Here is a 24,577-nt window from a genome sequence, read left to right on the forward strand (position 1 = left end):
GGGTTACCCGGTTGCTGCGTCGACCGTCGAAACGTCGCGCAGCGCTACAGCCGTGTAAACACTGTGCACCTTCAGATAACAGTCAGGTCACAGGGCTTTCTTGAAGGATCGCGAAACGGTTCCAAGGTCTAGCGTCTGATCCCACAGCGAGCGCCAGTTCGGGTGGCGCGAGCACCGGCTGATCTTAGGAGCGTGGGATGGCTAGACGAACACTTGTGCGTACTGCTGCAGTTCTCGGCGCGGCATCACTGGCACTTGCAGGCTGTAGCTCGGACAAGTCGGATGACTCGTCTTCGAGTGGCTCTACGTCCGGCGCTTCTGCCGCGACGACATCCGTCACGACTGATTGCACCCCGGAGCAGGCCAAGGCCGGCGCCACCCCGTCCACGGAAGCGCTGCGCATCGGCACGCTTCTTCCCGATACAGGCAGCTTGTCGTTCCTCGGGCCGCCGATGGTCGCGGGCACCCAGCTGGGAGTCAACGACGTCAATGCAGCCGGAGGCGTTCTCGGCCAACCGGTCCAGCTGATTCCCGGCGATTCGGGTGACACCACAACGGACACCGCCAATACCACCGTCGACCGCGAATTGGCTGCAGGCACTCAGGTCATCGTCGGCGCCGCGTCGTCTTCGGTCTCGCTCAAGGTGATCGACAAGATCGCCAGCGCAGGCGTCGTGATGTTCTCGCCTGCCAACACCTCGGACCAATTCGTCTGCTACCCAGACAAGGGCATGTACTTCCGCACCGCTCCGACGGACGTACTGCAGGCTCAGGCCGTCGCACAGCTCATTTCGGACGACGGTGGTCAGCGCGTAGCGATCATGGCCCTCAACGACCCGTACGGGACGGGTCTGGCGGACAACATCGAAAAGAATCTGATCGATTCGGGTGTCCCCTCCGATCAGATCGAGAAGATCATCTACGACCCGAACGCGCAGTCGTTCAACTCCGAAGTCGATCAAGTCAAGAACTTCAATCCGGATGCAGTGGCACTGGTGGGCTTCGAAGAGTCGGCGAAGATCATCACGCGCATGCACGAAGTGGGCATCGGCCCGTCGGACGGAATGGCGATGTACGGCGTCGACGGCAACATGGGCAACGCTCTCGGCGAATCCGTGGCGAAGCCGTTGCTCGACACCATGCAGGGAACGACGCCCCTGACGGACGTCGGAGCTGCCTTCCAGGATCGTCTGAAGGCTGTGAACCCCTCTCTGATCGACTTCAACTACGCCGGAGAGTCATACGACGCGGTGGTGATCTCAGCGCTCGCTGCCGAGCAGGCGAAGTCGACGGCCGGTACCGACATCGCGGCCAACATCAACAGCGTCACCGAAGGCGGCACCAAGTGCACGTCCTACGTCGAGTGCCTGCCGTTGGTGAAGGCGGGAACCGACATCGACTACGACGGCATCACCGGTGAGTTGGACTTCAACGATTCGGGGGAGCCGTCCATCGGTTCGTACGGAAAGCTCAAGTTCGGCCCTGAGAACACCCTGACCACAGAAGGATTCGTGGTGGTGGGCAAGTAAGTCGTGGGCAGGTAAGCAGCCAACGAGAATGGGCCAGGGTCTCGCGACCCTGGCCCATTCTCGTGTCTGTACTACTTCTCTTTGCTTCCAGCGAGCGTTCCCAAGTACAACTCGATCACCTTGGGGTCGTTCATCAGATTGGCGCCGGTGTCGGTGTACGCGTTCTTACCCTGATCGAGTACGTAACCGCGGTCGCAGATCTGAAGGCAGCGGCGCGCGTTCTGCTCGACCATGATGACCGAGACACCCGCAGCATTGATCTTCTTGCAGCGGATGAACACCTCGTCCTGGAACATGGGGGACAGGCCCGCGGACGGTTCGTCGAGCAGCAGCACCGACGGATCCATCATCAGGGCCCGGCCCATCGCGACCATCTGGCGTTCGCCGCCGGAGAGTGCGCCGGCCTTCACCTTTCGTCGTTCACTCAGAAGAGGGAACAGTTCACTCACGAAGGCGAATCGTTCCGCGAATGCCTTGGGACGCAGATAAATGCCCATTTCGAGGTTTTCTTCGATGGTCAGAGTCTGAAAGACGTTCTGCGTTTGAGGGACGTACCCGACTCCCTTCTGAACGAGGACGTGAGCGGGCGCAGACGTGATGTTGTCCTCGCGTAGGGTGACCGACCCTTCGCGTACCGGTATCAGTCCGAACAGTGATTTCAGGAGTGTCGATTTGCCTGCGCCGTTCGGTCCGATGATCCCGACGATTTCCCCTTCCTTCAGGAAGAAGTTGCATTCACGCAGGATGTTGACGCCGGGAATGTAGCCCGCGACGAGGCTGTCGGCGCGGAGCAGGGCACCTGCCGACAGTCGCTGATGCTCCTCGGCCGTCGCGGCGAACTCTGCAGGCGTGAGTGAACGTGCGTGGTTCTCGCTCATGGCTTCTCGTGCCTTCCGCGCGGTTCCTCGGGACTCGATTCCAGCGTCGCGGCGAGATCGGCCGGAAGGTTGTCGACGTCGGGTTCCGACAGGTCCCCGCCCGACTCGAGGGTTTCGACCTCGGCTTCAGCCAGGGCGGCGGCCAGAACGGCCGTCTCGCCCACCGGATTTCCGTTGTCGTCGAACTCGAGGGCCTGGTCATGGTGGCTGCCCAGATATGCGTCGACGACGGCTGTGTTGGACGAGAGTTCGTCCGGGGTGGATTCGGCGATGACGCTGCCCTGCGCCATGACCACCACCCAATCGCTGATGTCTCGGATCACGTCCATGTCGTGCTCGACGAACACGACGGTCATTCCGTCGTCGCGCAATGACTTGATGTGTCCGAGCAGGCTTTGCGTCAGAGCAGGATTGACCCCCGCCATCGGTTCGTCCAGCATCACCACCGAGGGCGAGGTCATGAGTGCGCGAGCCATTTCGAGCAGTTTGCGCTGCCCACCGGAGAGTGAACCGGCGAGGTCGTCGGCCTTGGTGTCGAGTTTGAATCGTGCGAGGAGTTCGTTGGCGCGGTCGGTGATCTCGCGTTCCTGGCCTTTCCAGATCCACGGGACGAGAGATGCAAAAATGCGTTCACCACGTTGGCCGGTGGCACCGAGACGTACGTTGTCCAGCACGGTGAGTTTGGAGAGCGCCTTGGTCAACTGGAACGTCCGTACCACTCCTTTCCTGGCTACCTGGTGGGGATACATGCGGCCCAGCGATTGACCGTCCATCGACCACGTACCGGTGTCCGGCCGGTCGAATCCGGTAAGGAGGTTGAAGAGCGTCGTTTTTCCGGCACCGTTTGGACCGATCAGACCCGTGATGCACCCTCGTTGAATCTCGAGGTGATCGACGTCGACGGCCTTGAGGCCGCCGAACGTCCGCGAGACGTTGTCAGCGACCAACACCGGGTCGGGTTTCGCCGATCCGGGAAGGTGAGGAACGTCGGCAAAGATCTGTGCTCTGGTATCGGCGTCAAGCATTGAGTTGCACCTCCCGCTTGTTACCCAGTATTCCCTGCGGTCTGAAGACCATCAGGAGAGCAATCATCAATCCGAGCAGGACATACCTGGTGGCCCCGACCTGTTGTTCGGTCAGCGAGAGCAGCGGATTCTCGCCGGAGATCGCCTGACGCAGCAAGGCATCAGGGATGGCGAGGAGGAACCAGAACAACATTGCGCCGACCACCGGGCCGAATACCGTTGCCGCCCCGCCCAGAATCAGTGCGCCGAACGCGAAGAACGTCTGCGCGGTCGAGTAGAAGTCCGGGTTGATGGACTTGGTCTGCAAAGCGTTGAACACCCCGGCCAGACCACCGATCACGCCGCCGAGAACCAGCGCCTGCATCTTGTACACGAACACGTTCTTGCCCAACGATCGCGCTGCGTCCTCATCTTCGCGAACCGCCTTGAGGACGCGCCCCCACGGACTGTGCGTCAACAGGTAGACAAATCCGCACAAGATCAAGACCAGCGTCCACCCCACGACCATCGACCAGAGGTCGTCTCCGTAGAACTTCACGCCGAGAAATGAGTACTGCTTGGCCGAGTCGAAGGGGCTCAGTGCGGTGAACGGGTCTGCGAAACCGAACAGGCCATTGGTGGAACCGGTCACCGAATCCGACGCGGTCGAGCGGAAGATCAGACGCAGGATCTCCGAAGCGGCGATGGTCACGATGGCGAGATAGTCGGCGCGCAGACGCAGCGTCGGGATACCGAGCACGAGCGCGAGGAGGCCGGCTGCGGTGAGTCCGACGAGGATGCCGAGCCAGAGCGGCTGGTCGTAGGTCACGGTCATGATGCCGACGCCGTAGCCGCCGAGAAGGGCAAAACCGATCTGACCGAAATTGAGCAGTCCGGCGTAGCCGAAGTGCAGGTTCAACCCGATTGCCAACAGTGCGTAGAAGATTGCCGACGGCCCGATCAGCTGGGCGAAAGAAACCTGGAAAGCTCCCATGATGTCCATATTCGTCACCCGATCCTTTGTCTGGATCCGAGGATGCCCTGGGGGCGAACCACGAGGATCACGATCAAGACGAGAAGTCCGCCGATGTATTTGAGGTCTGGGTTGATGATGAGCGTCGAGAGTTGGACCAGAAGTCCCACGATGACGCAGCCGAGTAGCGCCCCGTACGCGGTTCCCAGACCACCGAGGGTGATTCCGGCGAACATGAGCAGCAACAGTTTGAAGCCCATTTCCCACTGGACGCGTCCGCCGAGCTCGGAGATACCGAACAGCACACCGCCGAGGGCGGCCAGTCCGCCGCCGAGACCCCAGACGAACATGATCACGCGCTCGACGTTGATACCGGACGAAGCGGCGAGGTCACGATTGTCGGAGACGGCACGCATGGCCTTTCCGATGCGAGTCTTCTGCAGAAGCAGTGCGACGCCGACCAGGACGACCAGACTGACGATCATGACTATCGCGTTGGCGTCGGTCAGTGCGATCGGGCCCCAGTTCTTCTCGACCTGGCCCTGGTAGTCGTCGAACGGTTCGGCGCGGTCGGAGAAGAAGATCAGGATCAAGTAGCGCAATGAAATCGCGAGACCGATCGAGACCACCAATTGCGCGATCAACCCGGTCTTGCGCTTACGCAGTGGTTTCCAGACGATTCCGTTGGTCAGCAGGCCGATGCCGATGCCGACGAAGATCGCGAGGATCGTGGCGGGAATCAGCGGAACGCCGAAGGACGTGTTGATCACCCAGGCAGCAACGGCTCCCAACGTCACCATCTCGCCGTGAGCGAAGTTGGTCAGGCCAGTGGTGCCGTAGATCAGGCTCAAACCCACACCGGCGATCGCGATCACGAGGCCGAACCGCAGACCGTCGACCGTCGTGCGGATCAGCTTCTCGCCGAAGCTGACATTCGAGGCGGTACGTACCTCGCCGAACGAGAAGATCACGGTGTTCGCGCGGCCGGCCACCACCTCGCGTTCGACAGCGGCTTGCACACTGACCCCGTCGGGAAGTGTGTCGGCAACGATCTCGAAGGTGTAGGTGCCCGGTGCCACGGCCAGTTCCCAACGGCCGTTCGATGCCGATTCTCCGGTGGCGACTTCCGTGCCGGAAGAATCGAGTGCACGCACGGTGACGCCCTCGAGGCGTGTGCCGCCGTTGTTGAGATTGCCGCTGACGGGGACAGCGTTGTCGGGAACCGGTGCTGTCGGTGGCGCGGATGCTGTCGGGGTCGGCGGTGTAGGGGAAGTGGTCGGTTCCTGAGCCGAAGCAGTTCCGGCCAGGCTGAGTAATGCGAAGAACGTCAGTAATGCAAAGGCCAGTAGTCGGCTGAGTGTCGCGAGGGTCTGCCGTTTCACTACGGGTGGGGCCACGTACGTCCTCCGAGCGGGTCGGGAATAGCGCGTCTGGACAAAGTGCCGCGCAGCAGAGGGATTGTTTCGCTGCTGCGATTTCCGGACTCTAACGGCTCCGTTCGCTTCAGATGGGGTTCTGAGATTTCCGGGATGTTTCGGTTCCGTATCGAAGGCCGAAGGCTGCATCAATTGTCCGATTCTTGTGTCTGTTCCTGCGTAAACAACGGCGAAGGCGTCGATGTCGGTCGCGATCCCTAGACTGATGAACCGTGAGCCCCGCAACCACAACTCGGTCCAGCACGTCCACCGCTCCAGCCGGCACCACCGGCAAGGCGGACGATCGCCCTCTCTTGATGCTTCTCGACGGGCATTCGTTGGCGTTTCGCGCCTTCTACGCGCTGCCTGCAGAGAACTTCAAGACACACAGTGGGCAGGCCACCAACGCGGTGTACGGCTTCACGTCGATGTTGATCAACCTTCTTCGTGACGAGCAGCCCACCCACCTGGCCGCGGCCTTCGACGTGTCGCGTCAGACGTTTCGCGCCGACCTGTTCCCCGAATACAAGGCGCAGCGCGCGAAGGCTCCGGACGAATTCAAGGGCCAGATCGACATCACCAAGGACGTTCTCGGCGCGCTGGGCATCCCGGTCATGGCCGAGGAAGGTTTCGAAGCCGACGACGTGATCGCCACCTTGACCACGCAGGCGGAGGCCCTCGGATACCGGGTTCTCGTCGTGACCGGTGACCGTGACTCGCTGCAACTGGTGACCGACAACGTCACTGTGCTCTACCCGAAGAAGGGTGTCTCGGAGCTCACCCGATTCACGCCGACGGCCGTAGAGGAGAAGTACAGCCTCAGCCCGGCGCAGTATCCCGATTTTGCTGCACTGCGCGGCGACCCGAGTGACAACCTCCCCGGCATCCCCGGCGTCGGCGAGAAGACCGCCACCAAGTGGATCCGTGAGTACGGCGACCTGCAGGGACTGGTCGACAACGTGGACAAGGTCCGCGGCAAGGTGGGCGACTCACTGCGGGAGAACCTCGCGAACGTCCTGCTCAATCGTCAGCTCACCGAAATGGTTCGCGACGTTCCCTTGCCGTACACGCCCGAGCAGTTGGTGTTGGCCCCGTGGGACCGCGAGAAGATTCATGCGTTGTTCGACGATCTCGAGTTCAAGGTTCTCCGCGATCGACTGTTCGCGACCCTGTCGTCGTCCGAGCCCGAAGCAGAGGAAGGGTTCGAGGTCAGCGGCGACGCACTCGCCCCGGGTGCGGTTGCCGCGTGGCTCGACGCCCACGCACGAACCGGTGAGCGTCACGGCGTGACGGTGCTCGGAACCAGAACTCCGTTCGCCGGCGACGTCACTGCACTCGCGATCGCGGCCTCCGACGGTGAATGTGCATACATCGCGGCGTCGACGGCAACACCGGAAGACGAAGCAGCTCTCGGTGATTGGCTCGCCGACGCATCGCAGCCGAAGGCGCTGCACGAAGCCAAGTGGGCGATCCATGCTCTGCGTGGGCGTGGTTGGACGCTCGGTGGACTGACCAGCGACACTGCTCTGGCCGCGTACCTCGTCCGGCCGGGCCAGCGCAGCTTCAATCTCGACGACCTCTCGCTCCGCTACCTCAAGCGTGAACTGCGCGCCGAAACATCCGGCCAGGAACAGCTTTCACTGCTCGACGACACCGAGCAGCTCGATGCCGAAGCGGCCGAGACCGCGATGCTCAGCGCTCAGGCCGTTCTCGACTTGGCAGCTGCACTGGACACCGAGTTGGAGTCGATCGAATCCAAGTCGCTCCTCTCCGACATGGAACTGCCGTTGACGATCGAGCTCGCTCAGATCGAGGCCACCGGCATCGCCGTCGACAGCGCGCATCTGCACGATCTTCAGAGCCGTTTCGCCTCCCAGGTCGCCGACGCAGCAAACTCGGCCTACGAGGTGATCGACAAGCAGATCAACCTGGGTTCGCCGAAGCAGCTGCAGGTGGTCTTGTTCGAAGAACTCGACATGCCCAAGACGAAGAAGACGAAGACGGGCTACACCACCGACGCCGAGGCGTTGCAGGGTCTGTTCGACAAGACAGGACACCCGTTCCTCGAACACCTTCTCGCGCACCGTGATGCGACGCGTATGAAGGTGACCGTCGACGGTCTTCTCAAGGCCGTAGCCGAAGACGGACGCATTCACACGACGTTCAACCAGACGGTTGCCGCGACCGGACGTCTGTCGTCGACCGATCCGAACTTGCAGAACATCCCGGTGCGAAACGACGCGGGGCGCGAGATTCGCGACGGATTCGTAGTCGGGCAAGGGTTCGACGTTCTACTCACTGCCGACTACAGCCAGATCGAAATGCGCATCATGGCGCACGTATCAGGCGACGAGGGACTGATCGAGGCATTCAACACCGGTGAGGACCTGCACAGCTTTGTCGGCTCGCGCGCATTCGGTGTACCGATCGAAGAGGTGACTCCAGAACTGCGGCGCCGGGTCAAGGCGATGTCGTACGGTCTGGCCTACGGGCTCAGTGCCTACGGATTGGCGTCGCAGCTGAAGATTTCGACCGAAGAAGCGAAGCAGCAGATGGATGCGTACTTCGCTCGTTTCGGCGGCGTGCGGGATTACCTCCACGCGGTGGTCGAGCAGGCACGTAAGGACGGCTACACCTCGACGCTCTACGGTCGTCGTCGCTACCTGCCGGACCTCAACAGCGACAACCGTCAGCGTCGTGAGGTTGCCGAACGTGCTGCCCTCAATGCGCCGATCCAGGGCACTGCGGCCGACATCATCAAGGTGGCGATGATCAACGTGCAGAAGGCTCTCGCTGACGCCGGATTGAAGTCGCGCATGCTGTTGCAGGTGCACGACGAATTGGTGCTCGAAGTGGTTGCCTCCGAGTTGGAGGAGGTCACCGCGCTGGTCAAGGACAAGATGGCCACAGCCATCGAGCTGTCGGTACCTCTGGATGTTTCGGTGGGAACCGGTCGAAGCTGGGACAGCGCGGCTCACTAGGCAGCAACGAAAAAGGCTGGGCCGGAATCGACTTCGATTCCGGCCCAGCCTTTTCACGCTATTCAGCAGATGCGGTCTGCTCTGCGATCTGCTTGCGGACCTCGTCCATGTCGAGTGCCTTGACCTGAGTGACGAGCTCCTCGAGCTGAGCGGCGGGAAGCGCGCCGGCCTGGTTGAACACGAGTACGCCTTCGCGGAAGGCCATGATCGTGGGGATGGAGCGGATGTTGGCGGCCGCTGCGATTCCCTGCTCGGCCTCGGTGTCGACCTTGGCGTGAACGACGTCGGCATGCTTCTCCGAAGAGGCTTCGAACGTCGGTGCGAACTGGCGGCACGGGCCGCACCAGGAGGCCCAGAAGTCCACGAGGACGACGTCGCTGCCGTTTATCGTTTCGTCGAAGTTCTGCTGGGTGAGTGTCTGGGTGGCCACAGGGGTCCTTTCCATTGTGCGGGCTGTTGGTGTGTGCAACGCCCCGGAACCGCTGATTCTTCCCTGAGCCGATTTCAGCTTGCGTTCTCGGTCGCCCGAAACGTCCGGCGGTAGGCCTGCGGCGTGGTGCAACGCAGACGAATGAAGTGCTGGCGAAGCACGGCACCGCCGCCGAATCCGACGCGTTCTGCGATGACGTCGACGGAGAGGTCGGAATTCTCGAGGAGATGTTGGGCGGCCAGTACTCGCTGATCGCTGAGCCAGCGGGCGGGGGTTGTTCCCGTTTCCGCTTGGAAACGGCGCGCGAACGTGCGCGCGGACATGTTCGCGCGGGCTGCGACCATGCCCACAGTGAGGTCGAGGGCGAGGTTCTCCGTCATCCAGTCGAGGAGCGGGGCAAGGGTTGCACTCGGCGTCGAGGCGAGGGGAGTGGCAACGTACTGGGCTTGCCCACCGTCACGATGGGGCGGCACCACCATCCTTCTCGCGATGCCATTGGCAACGCGAGAACCCTGTTCTTTTCGGACGATGTGCAGGCACAGGTCAATTCCTGCCGCGGTGCCTGCGCTGGTGAACACCGGATCTTCGTCCACGTACAACACGTCCGGATCGACCTTGGCTTCCGGATACGTCTGGGCAAGCCTCTCTGCATGCCGCCAATGCGTCGTGCATCGCCTTCCGTCCAGTAGTCCAGCCGCCCCGAGGACAAACGCTCCGGTGCACAGACTCGCCACCTTGGCGCCCCGGGCTACGGCCTCGTTGAGTTTGACCAACAGGGGATCGACACTCGAGTCGGGACTCGGTGAGCACATGTACGCGTCGCCGGCGTCGTAGGTTCCGCCGGCGGACACGACGATGAGATCGGCGTCGTCGAGAGAATCGAGGTTGTACGGAACATCGATGTTGTACCCGAACCGCGTTCGGATCGGACCCGGAACTGCGGCGATCAGAGAGAAGTCGTACGTGGGGAGGCCGTCGTCGGATCGGTCGAAGCCGAAGACTTCACATGCCACGCCGAGTTCGAACGCCTCGGTCATCGGCATCAGTGGGACCACCACTTTCGCGAGCATCTTTCGAGTGTGACAGAAAAACAGGAAAGTGGCAGAAAATCGTCCAAGTCTGGCTTTTCTGCCACTACTGCCACGTGGGACATTCCGTCAGGCTGGACACATGGCAATCATCGTCGTCAGCGTCTTGGTCCTACTGGTCCTGAACGTACTAGCTCTTGCCGGCCGAACGCCCGACACTCGTCACGACGTCAGTCCGCACGGAGACTTCACCCTTTGAGGGCAAGTCTTGCCTTTCAATACACCGCAGCTGCGGTGGTGTGGGGAGCTAGTTTCCTCTTCATGAAGATCGGGCTCGAAGGTCTGTCCTTCACGCAGGTAGTTCTGTGGCGCTTGGTCTTCGGTGCGCTCGCGCTGGTTCTCGTGTCAGCGGTCAGCCGGATCGGCCTACCGAGGGACTTTCGCGTCTGGAAACACATGGCTTTTCTCGCAGCGACACAATGCATCGTGCCGTGGCTGCTGTTCAGTTGGGCGGAGCAAAACATGTCCTCGGGACTCGCGAGCATCTACAACGCCACCACACCACTGATGACTATGGCTGTCTCCCTTGCCTTTCTGCCGGGGGAGACGCTGACGCGATACAAATCGCTGGGGTTGCTTCTCGGATTCGGTGGGGTGCTGATCGTATTGGCGCCGTGGAATCTCGGCGTCGGCGGAAGTGTCAGTTCTCAGGTCGCTTGCCTGGGAGCGACTGCGTCGTACGGGATTTCGTTTGTCTACCTCAGACGTTTCGTGCTTCCTCTCGGCGTCGACACCCGCACAGTCGCGCTATTACAGATCAGTATCGGAGCTTTCGTGATGGTTCTGGCCTCACCGGTCATCGCGAATACACCGATGCACCTGACGCCGGCAGTTGTCCTGTCGATGATCGCTCTGGGCGCACTGGGGACCGGGCTCGCATTCATCTGGAACACCAATGTCGTTCAGGGGTGGGGGCCGACTGCGGCGTCCACCGTCACTTATCTCAGTCCAGTGGTGGGCGTCGCTCTCGGCGCAATAGTCTTGAACGAAAGCGTTGGCTGGAATCAGCCGGTTGGTGCACTCGCGGTGATCGCGGGAATCCTGGTGACCCGACGTGCAACCCGCTCTGTCACAGCGGCGGCGTCAGTAACCATTCCGTCTTCTGTTCGCCGTCCCAGCGCCTGATCGCGCCGCAGCGCCCTTGAATCACGTCGGTGCCCAGCAGGGCGATGGCTTCACCCAGACGTGCAGGTTCGACGCGTCGGGCGAGCGTTACATGAGGCGTCCACGCGCCGGGCTCGACGTGGGCGGGAAGCGCCGTCGAACCAACGGTTGCCTCGGCTATTTCTCGGTGCAGGTGAAGGAGTGCGCGCGAAGGAATGACCGAGCGCGCCAAGACCATCTGCTTGCCGCCGAACACGATGTAGCCACCGAGTCGGACCTCGAAGTCCGGGGCCGAGAAGCGCCGCTTCAACAGTCCGTCGACCTCCGCGGGGATCTCACGGGCGACGAACAGTGTGATGTGCGGACGGTTGGACGGGCTGTGATGAGAGGCCTGACTTGGTAAACCGGCGTCGGCGAGAAGCTGCCACTGTGCTCGGACTTCCGACTCACTCACTGGATCGAGGAGCAATTCCACCGACTGGACCATGGTGAGCAATGATTGCCTGATGACAGGTGCGAGCGCAATCGGTACTTCGGCCATGCGGCTGGGACTCATGCACGGCGACGGAATCGGCCACGAAATCGTCCCGGCGACACGGCAGATCGTGGATGCGGCGTTGTCAGCGGTTCATGCTCCGCCCGTCGAGTGGGTCGAGCTTCCGCTCGGGAGTGCGGCCATCGACAGCCACGGCACGCCGATTCCCGACGAGACCATCGATGGGTTGGGGCAGCTGCAGGGTTGGATTCTCGGACCCCACGACAGTGCGTCCTATCCGGAGAGGTTTCGCGGACAACTCACACCCGGCGGCGTCATCCGGAAGAAGTTCGAGCTGTTCGCGAACATTCGGCCGGCAGCGGCGTTCTCCGGTGTCAAGGCAATGGTCCCCGACATGGATCTGGTGATCGTCCGCGAGAACACCGAGGGGTTGTACGCGGATCGGAACATGGCAGTCGGCAGCGGCGAGTTCATGCCGACGCCCGACATCGCGCTGGCCGTCGGTGTGTTCACCCGCGCTGCGTGTGAACGGATCGCACGCACTGCCTTCGCGTTGGCGTCGCGACGGCGCAATCACGTCACGATCGTCCACAAAGCCAACGTCCTCACACTGACCACCGGCCTGTTCCGTGACGCCTGCCGAACCGTCGCTGCGGAGTACCCACACGTAGTCGTCGACGACGAGCACGTCGACGCGATGGCGGCGCACCTGGTTCGACGCGGCGGCGACTTCGATGTCGTGGTGACCGAAAACATGTTCGGCGACATTTTGTCGGATCTGGCGGGCGAGCTGTCCGGTTCACTCGGAACCGCGCCGTCGATCAACGCTTCCGAGACGCAGGTCATGGCTCAGGCTGCGCACGGTGCAGCACCCGACATCGCCGGGAAGAATCGGGCGAACCCGACGGCACTGTTCCTCTCGAGTGCAATGATGCTCGACTGGCTCGGTGATGCGCGTGGCGATCGGTTGTTGTCTGCGGCAGCACGCCGCATTTCAGACGCGGTTCGCACGACCATCGCGTCGGGCATCGCGACCGCCGACCTCGGCGGTTTGGCATCGACCAGCGAATTTTCCGAAGTCGTGTACGCACACACTCTGCGTCGCTGATTCTTGTACGACAGGCCGGAATCTTGCGAAGTCGGCGACGGTGGAACTCCTGCCGTAACCTACCGTTCGACTGAATTTCGGATGGACGTTGCAAGTGCGGCGATCGACGAATGGAGAGCAGAGTCGTGGTCGATGAAAACGCACGGGCACCAAGGCCACGTGGCGTGAGTTATGGCTCGAGCAGTGGCGGGCGTATCCGCGCCAACGTGGTGCGAGTCCTGTTGGTGGGCTTGATCGTCGCATTGTGCGGCGGATGTGTCACCAACAACGAGGGTCTCGTTCCGGAAGGGCCGCCACTTGATGTCCAGAAGGTGCCCGAGATCGCCGCACTTCTGCCGTCCAAGGTCACGGATTCGGGCAAACTGCAGGTCGGGGTCAACATTCCTTACGCGCCAAACGAATTCAAGGACGCGGACGGCAACATCGTCGGTTTCGACGTCGACCTGATGAATGCCGTTGCCGCCGTGCTCGGGGTCGAAGCTGTCTTCAACCAAGCCGACTTTGACAAGATCATCCCCGCTATTCAGTCGGGAAGCTACGACCTCGGCATGTCTTCGTTCACCGACTCCAAGGAGCGCGAGAAGACGGTCGACTTTGTCACGTACTACAGCGCGGGTATCCAGTGGGCCCAGCGGCCGGACAAGCCAGTCGATCCGAACAATGCGTGCGGGCTTCGGGTGGCGGTGCAGACCACGACCACCGAGGACATCGACGAGGTGCCTGCCAAGAGCGAGGCCTGCGTGGCCGAGGGCAAACCCCCGATCGACAAGATCAAGTACGACAGCCAGGACGACGCGGCCAACGCGCTCATTCTCGGTCGAGTCGACGCGCTGTCCGCTGATTCACCAGTGACCGGCTATGCGATCAAACGGAGCAAGGGCCGGATGGAAGCTGCGGGAGAACCCTTCGATTCGGCGCCTTACGGCTGGCCGATCGTGAAGGGCTCCGCCCTCGGTCCCGCCCTGCAGCAGGCAATGCAGTACCTGATCGACAACGGTGTCTATCAACAGATCGCGCAGACCTGGAGTGTCGAGGCCGGCGTCATCGAAGTATCCAAGATCAACGGCGCGGAAAGCTGATGAACATGACAACAACTGAGACCGGCGATCCGGTGCCGATCAAGGCGATTCCACTACGCAGACCTGGTCGTTGGATTGCCGCGGTCGTCGTCGTGGTCCTCTTCGGACTGTTCGTTTACGGCGCGGCGACCAACGAAGCCTTTGCATGGGGGACTTACGGTCAGTATCTGTTCGACAAACGCATCTCCGCTGGTGCGTGGACAACGATCCAGCTGACGGTGCTGGCAATGGTGATCGCGATCGTCCTCGGTGTGATTCTGGCAGTCATGCGACTCTCTCCCAACCCGGTGCTTCGCGCCGCGGCTTGGGGCTATCTGTGGATCTTTCGAGGAACACCTGTCTACGTGCAGTTGGTCTTCTGGGGCCTGTTCCCGTCGATTTACAAGAGCATCGATCTCGGTATTCCCTTCGTACATCAGTTTGCGCACATCAATCTCCAGGACTTGCAGGCAGCATTTCTGTTTGCCGTGATCGGTTTGGCATTGAACGAGGCCGCCTACATGGCCGAGATCGTCCGCGCCGGCGTGAGTTCGGTCAACGAGGGCCAGACCGAAGCATCTGTTGCATTGGGTATGACGTGGAGTCAGACGATGCGACGAACCGTTCTACCGCAGGCGATGCGCGTCATCATTCCGCCGACCGGTAACGAGGTCATCAGCATGCTCAAGACCACCTCGCTCGTGACGGCGGTCCCTTACAGCTTCGAGTTGTACGGTCGAGCGCGCGATATCTCGGGCGCCAACTTCGAGCCGATTCCCCTGTTGATGGTGGCGGCGACGTGGTACCTCGCAATCACGAGTCTGCTCATGATCGGGCAGTACTACGTCGAGCGTCACTATTCGAAGGGCGCAACCCGAGCACTGACCACACGCCAACTTCAGGCACTGGCCGACGCGCAAGGAAAAGCTACGGTAGTGGAAACGCTTCCGGATACCCCCGGAGGAGAACGCAAATGACCCCCATGGTGAAAGCAGACCGAGTTTGTAAGAACTTCGGCGCATTGGAGGTCCTGAAAGGGATTTCGCTCGAAATCGACCCCGGTCAGGTCCTGTGTCTCGTCGGGCCGTCCGGGTCGGGCAAGTCGACGTTCTTGCGCTGCATCAATCACCTCGAGCAGGTCAACGCCGGCCGACTGTACGTCGACGGCGACCTGGTGGGCTACTCGGAGAAGAACGGAAAACTGTACGAACTTCACCCGCGAGCAGCGGCCAAACAACGCCGCGACATCGGGATGGTGTTTCAGCACTTCAATCTGTTCCCGCACCGCACCGCTCTCGAGAACATCATCGAAGCGCCGACGCAGGTGAAGCGCGTCAGTAAGAAGAAGGCTGTCGAACGAGCGAAGGACCTCCTCGATCAGGTCGGGTTGAGCGCCAAAGCCAACGCCTACCCGGCCCAGTTGTCGGGTGGTCAGCAGCAAAGAGTTGCCATCGCCCGCGCCCTCGCGATGGACCCGAAGCTCATGCTGTTCGACGAGCCGACGTCCGCGCTCGACCCCGAACTGGTCGGTGAAGTTCTCACCGTGATGAAGCAGTTGGCCAAAGAAGGCATGACGATGGTGGTCGTCACCCACGAGATGGGATTCGCCCGCGAGGTCGCCGACCAGTTGGTGTTCATGGACGGGGGAGTTGTGGTCGAGGCAGGCGAGCCGCGGGAACTCCTGGCCAATCCTCAGCACGACCGGACCAAGGCCTTCCTGTCGAAGCTGCTGTAGCCGTCAGGGTTTGACGGCGCTGAAAATTGCAGTGCCCGGAAAGAGTTGGCCGCGCAGGGGACTCCACTGTCCCCATTCGCGGTCCAACCACTCCGGCCATTCGGGCTCGATGATGTCGCGCACCTGAAGTCCGGCGGCGACGATCTCACGAACCCGGTCGCCGATGGTGCGGTGATGCTCGACGTAGGTGGGGACTCCGTTGTCATCGACCTCGACGTACGGGGTGCGGTCGAAGTAGGGGAGGGTCGCGGTCAAGCCCTTCGGCCCGGGATCGTCGGGGAAGATCCATCGAATCGGATGGTTGACGGCAAAGACCCACGATCCGCCGGGACGCAGAACCCGGGCGACTTCGTTCATCACTCGCTGCGAATCGGCAACGAACGGGACGGCGCCGAACGCGGAACAAACGATGTCGAAACTCTCGTCGGCAAACGGCAGGAGTTCCGCACTTGCCTGAATCAACGGGACGGCCGGTCCGCCGGCATTCATCGCGTCCTGCCCGCGGGCGAGCATCCCCATCGAGATGTCGAGACCGACGGCCCGAGCACCATGTCCGGCGAGCCATCGGGCACACGGTGCCGAGCCGCAACCCACTTCCAATATGTCTTTGTCGACTATGTCGCCGAGCAAGTGGTGATCGCCCTCGTGCAGCCCTTCGGGGCACCAGACGAATTCACCTTCCGCGCTGTTCACGCCCAGAAACTCGCCGTGGGTTCGGTGGTAATCGTCGGCGTCGGCGTCCCACCACGCACGGCTGGCGCGGTCGCTGGCACTCGAATCGACACGGACTCGGCCGACGCCGCTGGTACCGAGAATGGAATTGGCAGCGGCATGGCGCTCGTCAGACATGAACAACACAGTAGAACGGGTGATGCGGGCGCAGGGTACCCGGGTTTGCCCGGCAAGATAGCCGACGCGTAGTCTTACTCACGCGAGTGTCTGTCATCCGACCGATTGTCTATACGAGATCTTTACCAAGGTCTCGGAATCAGTCGGACCGAGGGAGCTCGCGGTGCGCTTCCGCGGTGTGGAATGTGATCCGGTATTCGGTTGTTCGTTATTGATGCAGCTGGGTACTTCGATCTAGTACTTCACAAAGTACTTCCAACATTTGTACGCCACAGTCGCGCATCTCGTCCGACAAAATCCATCAACCGACCACAACTCGTCCGGAGCAATTCAACATATGCCCTCCACAACCGTCACCTCGCCGCAGGTTGCCATTAACGACATTGGCTCCGCCGAGGACTTCCTCGCCGCCATCGATGCCACGATCAAGTACTTCAACGATGGCGACATCGTCGAAGGAACCATCGTCAAGGTCGACCGCGACGAGGTTCTGCTCGACATCGGTTACAAGACCGAAGGCGTCATCCCTTCTCGTGAGCTCTCCATCAAGCACGACGTCGACCCCAATGAGGTCGTCTCCGTGGGAGATGCGGTCGAGGCTCTCGTCCTCACCAAGGAGGACAAAGAAGGTCGACTGATCCTGTCGAAGAAGCGCGCTCAGTACGAGCGTGCCTGGGGCACCATCGAGGAGCTCAAGGAGAAGGACGAGGCCGTCAAGGGCACCGTCATCGAGGTCGTCAAGGGCGGCCTCATCCTTGACATCGGTCTTCGTGGCTTCCTCCCCGCTTCGCTCGTCGAAATGCGTCGCGTCCGCGACCTCCAGCCGTACGTCGGCAAGGAGATCGAGGCCAAGATCATCGAGCTCGACAAGAACCGCAACAACGTGGTCCTGTCGCGCCGCGCATGGCTCGAGCAGACTCAGTCCGAGGTTCGCAGCGAATTCCTGCACCAGCTCCAGAAGGGCCAGGTCCGCAAGGGCGTCGTGTCCTCCATCGTCAACTTCGGTGCATTCGTGGACCTGGGCGGCGTAGACGGTCTGGTTCACGTTTCCGAGCTGTCTTGGAAGCACATCGATCACCCGTCCGAGGTTGTCGAGGTCGGCACCGAGGTCACCGTCGAGGTTCTCGACGTCGACCTGGACCGCGAGCGCGTCTCCCTGTCGCTCAAGGCAACGCAGGAAGATCCGTGGCGTCAGTTCGCCCGCACGCACGCCATCGGCCAGATCGTGCCCGGCAAGGTCACGAAGCTGGTTCCGTTCGGTGCATTCGTGCGCGTCGAAGAGGGAATCGAAGGCCTCGTTCACATCTCGGAGCTCGCTGAGCGCCACGTCGAGGTTCCGGACCAGGTTGTCGGCGTCGGCGACGATGCACTCGTCAAGGTCATCGACATCGACCTCGAGCGTCGTCGTATCTCGCTGTCGCTGAAGCAGGCCAACGAGGATTACAACGCCGAGTTCGATCCGTCCAAGTACGGCATGGCCGACTCGTACGACGAGCAGGGCAACTACATCTTCCCCGAGGGCTTCGATCCCGAGACCAACGAATGGCTCGAGGGCTTCGACAAGCAGCGTGAAGAGTGGGAGAACCGCTACGCCGAGGCTGAGCGTCGCCACAAGATGCACACCGCTCAGATGGAGAAGACCGCTGCAGACGAGGCCGCTGAGGCTGCCACCGCTGCTGCCGGCTACTCCTCGGAGACGGCTGCTGCAGACGACGCCGAGGCTCCGGCTGCTGCCGGCTCCGCTCCGGCCGAGTCCGCTGGCGGATCGCTTGCCAGCGATGCACAGCTCGCCGCACTTCGCGAGAAGCTGTCGGGCAACGCATAAGGATTACCGCTTGATCTGATCAGGCGAGATCTGTGAAGAACCCCGCCCCTGCACGTGCAGGGGCGGGGTTCTTTTCTCTGCCAGGTGTCACTTGCGAGCGAAGAATCAATTCAGTGAGTGAACACAAAAATGACCGGCACCGAAGGGTTGCCGGTCATTTTGTACTTCGTGAAGAGAACTCAGTTTGCGGGAGCAGGCACCCAGTAGGTGGCGGTCGCTTCGGCTGTGCGCTTACGCATCGACGCGAAGCTGTGTCGGCCTTGGCTCACGAGCATCGTGAACCACGTACGACGGTGCTCTGCCAGGGCAAAAGCAACTTCGGGAAACTCTATGCAGTGCACGCCGTTCGGCATTCCGAGGCGGTGCTGACCGTGATGGTCGCGATCTGCTCGCATGGCGTCCACTTTCTCGAGAAGGTGCAGGTACAGGTGCGTTCGCTAGAACATAACCGCACGGTCACCGAAATTGTGGTATTTGAGCCTCGAACGCCCCGGCGTGTTCGATCAGTAGGCGTGTCTGAATCTCTCGGGCGCGGAGATGAGAGACTGTCGAGTGTGTTGAGAGTTGGCCTCACTGGAGGCATCGGAGCCGGTAAGTCGACAGTGTCGAAAATCCTCAGCGAACTGGGAGCCGTCATCGTCGACGCCGACCTGATCGCCCGAGAAGTGGTCGAGCCCGGTACTCCGGGACTTGCCGCTCTGGTCGATGCATTCGGCGACGGGATTCTGTCCGAGGACGGCAGCCTCAACCGACCCGCGCTGGCGTCGTTGGCGTTTGCCGACGACACGTCACGCGGAACTCTCAACGGCATCCTCCACCCACTGATCGGTGCGCGGACGATGGAGCAGATTTCGTCTGCGCCGTCGGATGCAGTGCTCGTTCAAGATATTCCGCTGTTGGTCGAGGGTTCGATGGCGCCGGCATTCAATCTGGTCGTCATCGTCTACGTCGACGAGGAGGAACGAGTTCGACGCTTGGTGGGCTCGCGCGGCATGCCTGAATCCGACGCTCGTGCGCGCATCGCAGCGCAGGCAAATGACGATCAGCGTCGTGCTGTTGCCGACGTGTGGCTCGACAACAGCGGAGAGCCGGGTTCACTCGACGACGTGGTCCGCGACTTGTGGGCGAATCGACTTGTTCCCTTCGAGAAGAACCTCCGCGAGGGCACGGTAGTGCGCGCACTGCCCGAGCTGACTCCAGCCGACCCGTCGTGGCCGGCGCAGGCCGAACGAATCATCGGCCGGTTGTCGTTGGCGTCCGGTGACCGCGCGCGCCGTATCGATCACATCGGATCGACCGCAGTGCCTGGTCTCGATGCCAAGGACGTGATCGACATTCAGATCACTGTCGAGCACCTCGGCGTTGCCGACGACCTCGTGGAAGATCTGGCCGCTGCCGGGTTCCCCCGGATCGAGCACATCGTCGCCGACGACCCGAAACCGTCGTACCTCGGTGGCGAGACCGATCCGGCGGTGTGGGCGAAGCGGATCCACGGGAGTGCCGATCCAGGGCGCCGCGCGAACATTCACATTCGGGTGGACGGTTGGCCAGGTCAGCAGTTCGCGATCCTCTTCCGCGACTGGCTTCGCGCCGATGCGTCGGCGCGTGCCGAATATGCCGAACTCAAGGTCAAGGCAGCCGAGAGTGCCGCCGGCATCGACGACTACGCCGCTGCGATCGACGCCTACCTGGGAGTCAAGACGCCGTGGTTCGACGCCGCTTTCCACCGGGCATGGGAGTGGGCCGAGAAATCAGGCTGGTCCCTCTAACCACTCAGCGCCACGTGACCGGCATGCCCACCGAGGTGAGCCAGGCGTCGAGATCGTGACCGTGGGCGGCGATGCCGTCGATAGCGCGGGCCGCGTTCAGCATCGCACGCTCTGACGTCTTCGGGTCGAGAATCCCGGCGGTGTTCGCCTCGAGCAATTCGTCGACGTCGAGCAATTCGACGCTGCGTCCGGTCTGCACGATCAGGTCGAGGTAGTGGTCCTCGGACGTCCAGACCTGGTCGCCGCGGATGAAGTCGCCGATGTCGACATAGAAATCCCAGTCTCGGATGTGTTCCGGGGTGAAGTGCAGGATCGACGCCCGAATTCCGAGTTCGGGAATGATCCAGGACTCCAGGTAGTGAAACCGGGGATGGTCGGCGTGGCGCGCCATGTACAGCCCCCACGGTTCTTCGCGGTAGTGCTCGACCGGGCGAACGAAGCCCTTGGGATCGACGTTGGTGCGAGCTGCGATGTCGAAGGTTTCGACCTTCGGCCGGTGAATGTGGGGACGTTCCTCGCTCATGGTCGAAGAACCTACCGCCGAACTGCATTTTCGGCTGAACGCGGACGAGCGGGCATTGTGTCGGTAGGTGCGCTTACCCTGGTTTCATGGCGTTTGCTTCCGAACATCCCGTGGTCGCGCATTCCGAGTTTCGGCCGGTTGGTGACATCGAGCGCTCAGACGCGCGCTTCGAGGTCGTCAGCCCGTACGAACCGGCAGGCGATCAGCCGGCAGCTATCGCCGAGCTGGAGAAACGGATCAACGAGGGGGAGAAGGACGTAGTCCTCCTCGGTGCGACCGGTACCGGCAAGTCGGCCACGACTGCGTGGTTGATCGAGAAGCTGCAGCGCCCGGCTCTGGTGATGGCTCCGAACAAGACTTTGGCGGCTCAGCTCGCGAACGAGCTTCGGGAAATGCTACCCAACAACGCGGTCGAGTACTTCGTCTCGTACTACGACTACTACCAACCCGAGGCGTACATCGCCCAGACGGACACCTACATCGAGAAGGATTCGTCCGTCAACGACGATGTCGAGCGGCTGCGCCACTCGGCGACGTCCAGCCTTCTGTCACGACGGGACGTGGTCGTGGTGGCATCGGTGTCGTGCATCTACGGCCTCGGTACACCGCAGTCGTACCTCGATCGCTCGATTCAGCTGGACGTCGGTGTGGAGGTGCCGCGGGATGCGTTCCTGCGTCTGCTCGTCGACGTTCAGTACAACCGCAACGACATGGCGTTCACGCGAGGTTCGTTCCGCGTGCGCGGCGACACGGTCGAGATCATTCCGTCGTACGAAGAGCTGGCGGTCCGCATCGAATTCTTCGGTGACGAGATCGAGGCACTGTACTACCTCCATCCACTGACCGGTGACATCGTTCGCCAGGTCGACACGGTTCGTATCTTCCCGGCGACGCACTACGTCGCCGGCCCTGAACGCATGGAGCGTGCCGCCAAGGACATCGAGGCGGAACTCGAAGAGCGACTCGCCGAGCTCGAAGGCAAGGGCAAGCTCCTCGAGGCTCAGCGTCTGCGCATGCGTACGCAGTACGACCTCGAGATGATCAAACAGGTCGGATTCTGCTCCGGCATCGAGAACTACTCGCGCCACATCGACGGCCGTGGCCCTGGAACTGCCCCCGCAACCTTGATCGACTACTTCCCGGAAGATTTCCTTCTGGTCATCGACGAGTCGCACGTGACGGTTCCTCAGATCGGCGCCATGTACGAGGGCGATATGTCGCGCAAGCGAAACCTGGTCGAGTTCGGATTCCGGCTACCGTCGGCAACAGACAACCGCCCTCTGACTTGGGAAGAATTCAGTCAGCGGATCGGTCAGACCGTCTACTTGTCGGCGACACCAGGTAAGTACGAGTTGGGTCAGTCCGGCGGTGAGTTCGTCGAGCAGGTGATCCGCCCGACCGGATTGATCGATCCCGAGGTCATCGTCAAACCCACCAAGGGACAGATCGACGATCTCGTTCACGAAATCCGCGAGCGAGCGGAACGTGACGAGCGTGTGCTGGTTACGACGTTGACCAAGAAGATGTCGGAAGATCTGACCGATTACCTGCTCGAACTCGGTATTCGCGTCCGCTACCTGCACTCGGATATCGATACGCTCCGGCGAGTCGAGTTGCTCCGTCAGCTCCGCCTGGGGGAGTACGACGTGCTGGTCGGCATCAACCTCCTGCGTGAGGGACTCGACCTTCCCGAGGTGTCGCTGGTCGCGATTCTCGATGCCGACAAGGAAGGTTTCCTGCGTAGCTCCACCAGTCTCATTCAGACGATCGGCCGAGCGGCTCGAAATGTATCCGGTCAAGTGCACATGTATGCGGACAAGATCACCGCTTCCATGGCGCAGGCCATCGAGGAAACCGAGCGACGACGCGAGAAGCAGGTCGCCTACAACGAGAAGATGGGCGTCGACCCACAACCTCTACGCAAGAAGATCGCGGACATTCTCGATCAGGTGTACGAGGAGGCAGAGGACACTGCGGCGTCCGTGGACGTCGGTGGTTCGGGTCGCAATGCGACGCGTGGTCGGCGTGCGCAGGGTGAGGCCGGTCGTGCGGTCAGTGCGGGTGTGTACGAGGGGCGCGACACCAAATCGATGCCTCGGGCCGAATTGGCAGATCTGGTCAAGGAACTCACCGATCAGATGATGAACGCTGCACGTGACCTTCAGTTCGAGTTGGCTGGGCGATTGCGAGACGAAATCTCGGATTTGAAGAAGGAGCTTCGAGGAATGGACGCCGCGGGTCTCAAGTAGGTCGCCTCGCGTGCGTTCGTGCTTTCGACCGCTACGGTTTCAGGTATGGATGCACAGACTGCAGGCAAGACCGCGCGGACTCTCGAACTTCTCCATTCCTTGGCGTACTTCGTCCCGGAGACGGAGAAGGAACTTGTCGGCGTCGGGTTGGAGCCTGGCCGAATGGTGTACTTTGCCGGGCGATCAGCTCCGCTCGGCGCTCCACCCGCGACTGTCGTCACGGCCACCTTCTTCAACTTCAATCCTGAATTGATCGCCAGTGTCATCCCACGTGCCTGGGAATTGGCAAGGCCCACAGAGGTTGTCGCCGCGCGGTATCGGGCAATCGACGCGGCGTACGTCCGCCTGTTCGGTGCAGACGTGACAGGATCGGGGGACATGGCCGAGGCCGCCGAACTCGTGTCGATCGCTGCCCAGAACATTCCTGGAGTGGACGGCCGCCCTCTGTACGCGGGTTGGGCGTCGCTCGACTGGCCGGCCGAGCCGCACCTGCGTTTCTGGCACGCGCTGACACTGCTGCGTGAGTATCGCGGTGACGGCCACATTGCGGCCCTTCAGACCGCGGGATTGAACGGCCTGGACGCGTTGATCACGCACACCGCGACGGGAATCGGGTTTCAGCGCAAATTCGCGCAGACTCGTCGCGGATGGTCGCAGGAACAGTGGGACGAGGCCGTCGAGAGTTTGAAGGACCGCGAACTGCTGGATCGTTCGTCCGGTGCGCTGACCGAGGACGGGCAGGACTTGCGTGACGTCGTCGAAGACCTGACGGACGACCTCGCTTTGGCTCCGTGGGATGCGCTGGGTGAGGAGGGTGCCAAGCGGTTGCTGGAATTGGCGACGCCGTGGCGTACCGCCCTGGTCGAGCAGGAAGTATTTCCGGCGGCGCTGTTCGGGCCCCGCTTTGGCAAACGTCGCTGAGTGGTCACCACCGAACAAATGTGTCTGTGACGAAGAATCACATTCACTGTGGGCTTGTGGCGTGTACTGCAAATAACACTATCCGCGGCACAATCCCGCTAATGTCAGCGCAGCGGTTGTCGAGCGGGCGCAACAGCGTTGCGCCCGGTGCCGGCCGTACCGTCCGTCCCGTAACCATGGAGGAATGAATGAGTGCCTACCGGACCGTTGTCGTAGGAACCGATGGCTCCGAGTCGTCACTGAAGGCAGTCGACAGAGCTGCCGCCATTGCCAGTGGCTCGGACGCTCAGCTCGTCATCGCGTGTGCGTACTACCCGGCTGATCCCAAGGACGTGAGCGCTGCCGCTGATGCGTTGGGTAACGAGGCCTACCAGGTCACCGGTTCCGCTCCGACCTACGAGATCCTTCGCACCGCTCGTGAGCGCGCACATGCCCAGGGGGCAAAGGATGTTGTCGAGCGCGCCGTCGTCGGCGCTCCCGTCGAATCGCTTCTCGCTTTGCTCGACGAGGTGAAGGGCGACTTGCTGGTCGTCGGAAATCGCGGATTGAACACGTTGACCGGGCGTCTACTCGGATCGGTGCCTTCCGATGCCGCTCGCAAGGCGACGTCCGATGTCCTGATCGTGCACACCGTTCGCTGAA

The 24,577-nt window shown here is 61.7% G+C and carries 22 protein-coding genes; 12 read left to right on the plus strand and 10 right to left on the minus strand.

Annotation, left to right across the window (positions count from 1 at the left end):
• Nucleotides 1–197: 197 nt before the first annotated feature.
• Nucleotides 198–1,529: an ABC transporter substrate-binding protein gene (locus RhoBH5_RS27130; RefSeq protein ID WP_003944031.1), complete on the plus strand. Its 1,332-nt coding sequence runs from the start codon at nucleotides 198–200 to the stop codon at nucleotides 1,527–1,529.
• A gap of 71 nt (nucleotides 1,530–1,600) precedes the next feature.
• Here RhoBH5_RS27130 and RhoBH5_RS27135 read toward each other — a convergent pair whose 3' ends face one another.
• The 4 genes from RhoBH5_RS27135 to RhoBH5_RS27150 are packed head-to-tail and all read right to left on the minus strand — an operon-like array spanning nucleotide 1,601 to nucleotide 5,730.
• Complete coding sequence (locus RhoBH5_RS27135; RefSeq protein ID WP_007728720.1) at nucleotides 1,601–2,407, minus strand: ABC transporter ATP-binding protein; 807 nt, start codon at nucleotides 2,405–2,407, stop codon at nucleotides 1,601–1,603.
• Nucleotides 2,404–3,432: an ABC transporter ATP-binding protein gene (locus RhoBH5_RS27140; protein ID WP_007728722.1), complete on the minus strand. Its 1,029-nt coding sequence runs from the start codon at nucleotides 3,430–3,432 to the stop codon at nucleotides 2,404–2,406. The genes RhoBH5_RS27135 and RhoBH5_RS27140 overlap by 4 nt, the downstream gene beginning before the upstream one ends.
• Nucleotides 3,425–4,414, minus strand: coding sequence for a branched-chain amino acid ABC transporter permease (locus tag RhoBH5_RS27145; RefSeq protein WP_003944088.1), 990 nt, complete (start codon nucleotides 4,412–4,414; stop codon nucleotides 3,425–3,427). The genes RhoBH5_RS27140 and RhoBH5_RS27145 overlap by 8 nt, the downstream gene beginning before the upstream one ends.
• A gap of 5 nt (nucleotides 4,415–4,419) precedes the next feature.
• Entirely contained in the window at nucleotides 4,420–5,730 is a 1,311-nt protein-coding gene (locus tag RhoBH5_RS27150; RefSeq protein ID WP_223304673.1) for a branched-chain amino acid ABC transporter permease, read from the minus strand.
• Nucleotides 5,731–6,032: 302 nt separating this feature from the next.
• Between RhoBH5_RS27150 and polA the strand changes: the two genes are divergently transcribed.
• Entirely contained in the window at nucleotides 6,033–8,780 is a 2,748-nt protein-coding gene (gene polA / locus RhoBH5_RS27155; RefSeq protein ID WP_007728727.1) for a DNA polymerase I, read from the plus strand.
• A 58-nt stretch (nucleotides 8,781–8,838) separates the two neighbouring features.
• Here polA and trxA read toward each other — a convergent pair whose 3' ends face one another.
• Nucleotides 8,839–9,210, minus strand: coding sequence for a thioredoxin (gene trxA, locus RhoBH5_RS27160; protein ID WP_003944106.1), 372 nt, complete (start codon nucleotides 9,208–9,210; stop codon nucleotides 8,839–8,841).
• A 74-nt stretch (nucleotides 9,211–9,284) separates the two neighbouring features.
• Complete coding sequence (locus RhoBH5_RS27165) at nucleotides 9,285–10,280, minus strand: helix-turn-helix domain-containing protein (RefSeq protein WP_003944097.1); 996 nt, start codon at nucleotides 10,278–10,280, stop codon at nucleotides 9,285–9,287.
• 213 nt (nucleotides 10,281–10,493) lie between these two features.
• Here RhoBH5_RS27165 and RhoBH5_RS27170 point away from each other — a divergent pair, with 213 nt between their 5' ends.
• Nucleotides 10,494–11,423 (plus strand): DMT family transporter, encoded by a 930-nt coding sequence (locus RhoBH5_RS27170; protein WP_054187415.1) that lies wholly within the window; start codon nucleotides 10,494–10,496, stop codon nucleotides 11,421–11,423.
• On the opposite strand, the gene RhoBH5_RS27175 is transcribed toward RhoBH5_RS27170, so the two are convergent.
• Entirely contained in the window at nucleotides 11,368–11,943 is a 576-nt protein-coding gene (locus RhoBH5_RS27175) for a 2'-5' RNA ligase family protein (protein WP_270009012.1), read from the minus strand. The genes RhoBH5_RS27170 and RhoBH5_RS27175 overlap by 56 nt on opposite strands.
• Here RhoBH5_RS27175 and RhoBH5_RS27180 point away from each other — a divergent pair.
• From RhoBH5_RS27180 to RhoBH5_RS27195, 4 genes are all read left to right on the plus strand, one after another.
• Nucleotides 11,909–13,006, plus strand: a complete 1,098-nt coding sequence (locus RhoBH5_RS27180) for an isocitrate/isopropylmalate dehydrogenase family protein (RefSeq protein WP_270009013.1) — start codon at nucleotides 11,909–11,911, stop codon at nucleotides 13,004–13,006. The genes RhoBH5_RS27175 and RhoBH5_RS27180 overlap by 35 nt on opposite strands.
• Nucleotides 13,007–13,116: 110 nt before the next feature.
• Nucleotides 13,117–14,085: an ABC transporter substrate-binding protein gene (locus tag RhoBH5_RS27185; protein ID WP_270009014.1), complete on the plus strand. Its 969-nt coding sequence runs from the start codon at nucleotides 13,117–13,119 to the stop codon at nucleotides 14,083–14,085.
• A complete protein-coding gene (locus RhoBH5_RS27190; RefSeq protein WP_019748635.1) occupies nucleotides 14,085–15,041 on the plus strand; it encodes an amino acid ABC transporter permease in 957 nt (318 codons plus the stop codon). Before RhoBH5_RS27185 ends, RhoBH5_RS27190 begins: the two co-directional genes overlap by 1 nt.
• Nucleotides 15,038–15,799, plus strand: a complete 762-nt coding sequence (locus tag RhoBH5_RS27195; protein WP_019748634.1) for an amino acid ABC transporter ATP-binding protein — start codon at nucleotides 15,038–15,040, stop codon at nucleotides 15,797–15,799. Before RhoBH5_RS27190 ends, RhoBH5_RS27195 begins: the two co-directional genes overlap by 4 nt.
• A 3-nt stretch (nucleotides 15,800–15,802) precedes the next feature.
• Here the strand turns inward: RhoBH5_RS27195 and RhoBH5_RS27200 are convergent, their stop codons facing one another.
• Nucleotides 15,803–16,648, minus strand: a complete 846-nt coding sequence (locus RhoBH5_RS27200; RefSeq protein WP_007728737.1) for a class I SAM-dependent methyltransferase — start codon at nucleotides 16,646–16,648, stop codon at nucleotides 15,803–15,805.
• A gap of 337 nt (nucleotides 16,649–16,985) precedes the next feature.
• Between RhoBH5_RS27200 and rpsA the strand changes: the two genes are divergently transcribed.
• Nucleotides 16,986–18,473, plus strand: coding sequence for a 30S ribosomal protein S1 (gene rpsA, locus RhoBH5_RS27205; RefSeq protein ID WP_003944095.1), 1,488 nt, complete (start codon nucleotides 16,986–16,988; stop codon nucleotides 18,471–18,473).
• A 179-nt stretch (nucleotides 18,474–18,652) separates the two neighbouring features.
• Here rpsA and RhoBH5_RS27210 read toward each other — a convergent pair whose 3' ends face one another.
• Nucleotides 18,653–18,868 carry a hypothetical protein gene (locus RhoBH5_RS27210; protein WP_003944056.1) on the minus strand — a complete coding sequence of 72 codons (216 nt, stop codon included), beginning with the start codon at nucleotides 18,866–18,868 and terminating at the stop codon, nucleotides 18,653–18,655.
• Nucleotides 18,869–19,027: 159 nt separating this feature from the next.
• Between RhoBH5_RS27210 and coaE the strand changes: the two genes are divergently transcribed.
• Complete coding sequence (gene coaE, locus RhoBH5_RS27215) at nucleotides 19,028–20,242, plus strand: dephospho-CoA kinase (protein ID WP_007728738.1); 1,215 nt, start codon at nucleotides 19,028–19,030, stop codon at nucleotides 20,240–20,242.
• 4 nt (nucleotides 20,243–20,246) lie between these two features.
• Here coaE and RhoBH5_RS27220 read toward each other — a convergent pair whose 3' ends face one another.
• On the minus strand, nucleotides 20,247–20,765 hold the full coding sequence (locus tag RhoBH5_RS27220) for a DUF402 domain-containing protein (protein WP_054187412.1): 519 nt from the start codon (nucleotides 20,763–20,765) through the stop codon (nucleotides 20,247–20,249).
• Between the two features lie 86 nt (nucleotides 20,766–20,851).
• On the opposite strand from RhoBH5_RS27220, the gene uvrB reads away from it, so the two are divergent.
• From uvrB to RhoBH5_RS27235, 3 genes are all read left to right on the plus strand, one after another.
• Nucleotides 20,852–23,014 (plus strand): excinuclease ABC subunit UvrB, encoded by a 2,163-nt coding sequence (uvrB, locus tag RhoBH5_RS27225; protein WP_007728743.1) that lies wholly within the window; start codon nucleotides 20,852–20,854, stop codon nucleotides 23,012–23,014.
• 45 nt (nucleotides 23,015–23,059) lie between these two features.
• The gene (locus RhoBH5_RS27230; RefSeq protein ID WP_270009015.1) at nucleotides 23,060–23,935 is read left to right on the plus strand and encodes an SCO6745 family protein; all 876 of its coding nucleotides are present in this window, start codon (nucleotides 23,060–23,062) and stop codon (nucleotides 23,933–23,935) included.
• A gap of 188 nt (nucleotides 23,936–24,123) precedes the next feature.
• The gene (locus tag RhoBH5_RS27235) at nucleotides 24,124–24,576 is read left to right on the plus strand and encodes a universal stress protein (RefSeq protein ID WP_003944055.1); all 453 of its coding nucleotides are present in this window, start codon (nucleotides 24,124–24,126) and stop codon (nucleotides 24,574–24,576) included.
• Nucleotide 24,577 lies beyond the last annotated feature (1 nt).

It is taken from the genome of Rhodococcus sp. BH5, assembly GCF_027583855.1.
Classification (GTDB): domain Bacteria; phylum Actinomycetota; class Actinomycetes; order Mycobacteriales; family Mycobacteriaceae; genus Rhodococcus_F; species Rhodococcus_F qingshengii.